At 73.5% G+C, this 3640-nt stretch carries 2 protein-coding genes; both read left to right on the top strand.

Annotation, left to right across the window (positions count from 1 at the left end):
* Positions 1-711 (top strand): MFS transporter (locus G5C51_RS40625; RefSeq protein WP_165245761.1); only part of this gene is annotated, 711 nt, incomplete at its 5' end.
* Between the two features lie 105 nt (positions 712-816).
* Positions 817-3201 carry an ATP-binding protein gene (locus G5C51_RS40620; RefSeq protein WP_165245759.1) on the top strand — a complete coding sequence of 795 codons (2385 nt, stop codon included), beginning with the start codon at positions 817-819 and terminating at the stop codon, positions 3199-3201.
* The last annotated feature ends 439 nt before the right edge of the window (positions 3202-3640 follow it).

The following is a 3640-nucleotide window of genomic DNA, read 5'->3' as shown; positions in this document are numbered from 1 at the left end:
GGGTGGGGATATACGGCGTGCGCGGTCTTCGTGGTGCTGGCGGCGCTGCCGTACGTGCTGGCGCACCGCGAGGAGCGGCTGCCTGCGGCCGCCCGGCCACCGTTCGCCTGGCGCGGCTTCCTCACGGGCTTCTGGATCTCCCCGCGCCGCCATCCCGACTTCGGCTGGGCCTGGCTGACCCGCTTCCTGATCAACCTCAGCAACGCGATTGTGCTGCTCTATCTGCTCTACTTCCTGCGCGACGGCCTGCACCGCGATGACCCCGAGAGCGGGGTGCTGATCCTGACGGCGGTGAACGGGGTCTTCCTGCTGGGGACGGTGCTCGTCGGCGGAATCTGGTCGGACCGGGTGGGGCGGCGCAAGCCCTTCGTGCTGTGGGCGGGGGTGCTGATGGCTGCCGCCACGGGTCTGCTGGCGCTGTGGCAGACGTGGCCGGGGGCGGTGTGCGCGGCGGTGCTGCTGGGGATCGGCTTCGGCGTCTTCACGTCGGTGGACTTCGCGCTGATGGCGGACGTCCTGCCGAGGGCGTCGGACCGGGGCAAGGACCTGGGAGTGATCAATGTCGCCAACTCCCTGCCCCAGGTGGCGGCTCCGGCGGTGGCGGCGCCGATCGTGAGCCAGCTCGGGGGGTATCCGGCGCTGTACGGGGTGGCTGCGGTGGTAGGCCTGGGCGGGGCGCTGCTGGTGACGCGGATCCGCGGGGTGCGGTGAGGCGCCGGACCGGACCGCGGGGGCAGACGCGATACGGCCGACGCCGGACTTACGGAACGTGTCCAGGACGGTACCCTGAGGTCAGGCAGGGAGGGGCGGCAGTCGATGCGTTCCAGGCATGCGAGCTATATCGGTCAGCGCACCGGTGAACTCCCGGCGGAAGTGACCGGATTCGTGGGACGTACCCGCGAACTCGGGGACCTGAGCGACCTGCTGGGCAGAAAGCGGATGATCACGCTCGTCGGTCCCGGCGGGGTCGGCAAGACCCGGCTGGCGGTGCGTGCCGCAGGCGCGGCGCGGCGCCGCTTCACGAACGGCGTGCGCCTGGTCGAGCTCACCGGGCTGCACGACCCGGAGCTGCTGCCGCACACCGTCGCCGCTGCTCTCGGGCTGGCCGAGCAGGGCGACCGGGACCAGCTCGGCCTGCTGGTCGACCATCTCGCGCGTAAACAGCTGCTGCTGATCCTCGACACGTGCGAGCACCTGCTGGACGCGTGCGCCATGCTGACCGACCTGCTGCTGCGGATGGCACCGCGAGTGACGGTGCTCGCCACCAGCCGCCAGCCGCTCGATGTCCCCGGCGAGCTCGCCTATCCCGTCGCTCCGCTGCCCACCGACCACGAGGCGGTCCAGCTGTTCGTCGAGCGGGCCGCCGACGCCGTGCCCGGGTTCACCCTCACCGACCGGAACCGCGCCGAGATGCTCGCCGTGTGCCGCCGCCTCGACGGCATGCCGCTCGCCATCGAGCTGGCCGTCGTACGGCTGCGGGTGCTGCCGTTGACGGAGCTGGCGGCCCGCCTCGAGCACCGCTTCGAGGCGCTGACCGGCGGCCGCCGCTCCGCCCTGCCCCGGCATCAGACATTGCGGGCCGCGATCGACTGGAGCCATGATCTGTGCACCGTCCAGGAGCAGTTGCTGTGGCGGCGGCTCTCGCTGTTCGCCGGGGACTTCGACGTGCGGGCGGCCGAGGATGTGTGCGGCGGCGGGCCGCTGTCCGCCGAGGACGTGCTGGAGCACCTCATCGGCCTTGTCGACAAGTCGGTCGTGCTGCGCACCAACGAGGAGCACGCGCGCTACCGGCTGCTGGACACGCTGCGCGAATACGGAGCCGAGCGGCTGGCCGCCGACGGGGAGGAAGAGACGTACCGCGAACGGCACTTCGCCCACTTCGCGGCCCTGGCACGCCAGGCCGTCGACCCCTTCGGCGGCGACGAGCAGGCCGGCCGGCTCACCGCGCTCGACCGGCAGCTGCCGAACCTACGGCTCGCCCTCGAGTACGGCACCGGGCCGGCCGCCGAGGAGGCCGGCACCGCGCTGCGCGGCCTCACGCTGGCCGCCGACCTGTGGGCGCACTGGATCACGGCGGGGCGGCTGCGCGAGGGCGCCCAGTGGCTGCGCCGCGGTCTGGAGCGGGTACGGCACGACTGCCCCGAGGCGGTCGAGGCGCTGCACCGGCTCGCCTGGGTCCTGATGGTGCAGGGGCTGCACGACGAGGCCGAGCCGCAGGTGCTGGCGTCGCTGGCGATGGCCGAGCGGATCGGCGACGAGCGGGGGACGGCGCACGCGATCCAGTTCCGTGGCTGCCTGACGATGATCCGCGGCGAGGCCGAGCGGGCCCACGTCGACCTGGACGAGGCGCGGCGCCGGCTGCGCGCGCTCGGCGACCGCGACGCGCTGGGTGTCGCCTGCTTCATCCAGACCTTCGGCGCGGCGGTCACCGGCGATGTCGCGCGGGCGTGGGAGGTGTCGACCGAAGGGCTCGACGCCCTGCGGGACGCCCCGGGCGAGTGCTGGATCCGCAGCTACTGCCTGCTCTACCGGCAGCTGGCGCTGTGGATGGCGCGCGATACGTCCCGCGCGGAGGAACGCGACCGGCTGGGCCACCGGGTGCTGGAGCTCAAGCGCGCGGTCGGCGACCGGCTCGGCACCGGGATCGCCCTGGAGCTGCTGGCGTGGTCCGCCGCGGCGAGTGGCCGCTCAGAGCGGGCCGCCTGGCTGCTGGGGGCGGCGGCGGAGCTGTGGGAGAAGATCGGCGGAGCCCGGCTCAACGCGGAGGTGCTGCACGCCGAGCACCGCGCCGCGGTGGCGGCGGCGCGCCGCGCGCTGACCGAGGAGCAGTACGCGGAGCAGCATGCCCGCGGCCGGGCGCTGGACCTGACGCAGGCGGTGACCAGCGCGCTCGACGACATCGACCTGCTCCCCGAACCGGCCCCGCGGCAGCCCCCGGTCGCCTCCGCGCAGCCCGCCGGATGGCCGCAGCAGCCCACCGCCGCTCCCTCCGTCCCCCACCTCGACCAGCTCACCCGCCGCGAACGCGAGGTGGCGGCACTGATCACCAAAGGCCTGACCAACCGGGAGATCGCCGACCACCTGGTCATCTCCAAACGCACGGCGGACGCCCACGTCGAACACATCCGCACCAAACTCGGCTTCACCTCCCGAGCCCAGATCGCCGCCCTCGCCCCGGAAACCTCCCCCGAGGGCGGGTAGCCGGGGGACGCCCGCCTCCTCGGCCACCTTCCGCAGCGTCACCTTCCTTGCCTTGTGCCATGCGGCCGCATCGCAACCCACCGGGCGGCTTGGCATCGGATGGTGACGGCCGCGCCGCCGTCTCCTGACGGTCTCGGCGCCAGTGGGTTGGCTGGCTACGGGAGGAGTGGGGAGGCGGGCTGGTCTGGGCTGCCGGGCGGCGGTACGGGGTGATGGACCGGTCCGGGCTGCTGGGTGGCGGTACGGGCGAGGAGGGGCGCGTAGTGGTTGCCGGGGGCGCTAGCACCTTGGCACCGGCCCTAGCTGCCAACCGCCGCCCGACGGCCCACGCCCCAACCGCCAATCCCTGACCGCCAAATGCCAACCGCCGCCCGGCCGCCCACGCCAGAACCGCCAACGGCCAACCCCCAACTGCCAACCGCCGCCCGGCCGCCTAACC

It is taken from the genome of Streptomyces coryli, assembly GCF_011044975.1.
Taxonomy (GTDB): domain Bacteria; phylum Actinomycetota; class Actinomycetes; order Streptomycetales; family Streptomycetaceae; genus Streptomyces; species Streptomyces coryli.
This window is presented reverse-complemented; position numbering and strand designations above follow the sequence as displayed.